This window comes from Vibrio sp. Vb0937, from assembly GCF_033338855.1.
Window position 1 is genome coordinate 1 of sequence record NZ_JAWOTK010000190.1, and the last position, 1422, is coordinate 1422.

Annotated in this window: 1 protein-coding gene; it reads left to right on the forward strand. The window is 47.0% G+C overall.

Annotated elements, in window-relative coordinates; genetic code table 11:
- Window positions 1-24: 24 nt before the first annotated feature.
- The coding region (locus R7P67_RS24315) for an autotransporter assembly complex protein TamA (protein WP_411912813.1) at window positions 25-1422 on the forward strand (1398 nt) is incomplete at its 3' end.

Consider the following 1422-nt stretch of genomic DNA (forward strand, 5'->3'; position numbering starts at 1 on the left):
ATTATTTTTGTTTCTTTAACTACAATAAGGTATAAAAGAAAGAGAACAAATGCTCTCCCCAGCATTGTTGTCTTGTTGGGTGTTTCTCAGAGCGCGTATGCGGATGTTTCTTTAAAGCTTAAAGGCATCGATGGCGCACTGGAAGATAACGTGAAAGCGTACCTGTCTTCGATTCCAGAGAAGGATTACTCCACTTCGCTGCGCTTTCAGGCGCGATTGGATCAAAGTATCACCGAAGCGCTTAATGCGCTTGGCTATTATCATGCAAAAATTTCATACTCTATTTCCGAAGGGAATGACGAGCTGATCGTTAACATCCACAAAGGCTTACCAGTTAAGATCAAAGTAATGGATGTCGTGATCAGCGGTGAAGCGAAAGAGGATGAAGAATTCGCGAATCTCATCGCCAAATCGCCTTTAAAAGTTGGGCGGATTTTAAATCAGGGTGAGTATGACAGCCTTAAATCAGGGATCCGTAACCTGGCTTTGCAACGTGGTTACTTCAATGGTGACTTTAAGCTCAACAAGCTGGAAGTGATCCCCGAATTGAATGAAGCCAATGTGCGTTTGCACTACGACAGCGGTATTCGCTATCACTTTGGTCCGGTAGAAATTACGGGAAGCCAGATCTGGGAAAACCGTGTTGAGTCGATGCGACCTTTTGAAATTGGCGAACCTTACCTTGTCTCTGATGTGGGTGAATACAACCAAAACCTGTCTAACACCGATTGGTTCTCCTCCGTGTTTGTTGAGCCTGACTTAAGCAAGCTTGAAGATGGGCGCGAGCTGCCGATTAAAGTCTCGTTAGCGCCTGCTGCGAAAAACCAAATTGAAACCGGTATTGGTTACTCCACCGATACGGGTGTGCGCGGCACTTTAAAATGGAAAAAACCATGGGTAAGTGCACGCGGTCATAGCTTTAATACGGCGCTTTCTCTCTCCAAACCAGAACAAACCATCACCGCCGGCTACAAAATTCCATTAGACGACGTCTTACGTGAATACTATCAATTGCAATTTGGTCTGAAGCATTTGGACAACCGTGATACTGAGAGTTTGGAATCAAACCTTGCGGTAGAAAGACACTGGTTAACCGACGGTGGTTGGCACAAAACCGTGTACGTTCGTCACTTGTACGAAAACTTCTCGCAAGGTTTGCAAGATGATGGCGTGCAGTTTGTGCTTCCAGGGGCAACCTTTTCGCGTACTCGTGTCCGTGGTGGCAGTATGCCAATGTGGGGCGATAAGCAAAGCGTAACGGTTGAATACGGCGATCCGGCGCTACTGTCTGAAACGCGCGTATTGCGTCTGCTTGGGCGATCTTCGTGGATTCGCGGCATCGGCGAAAACCATCGTGGTTTGTTCCGTCTCGAAGGGGGGGCTAACATCACGGAGGAATTTGAAAAGCTTTCGCCATCGTTG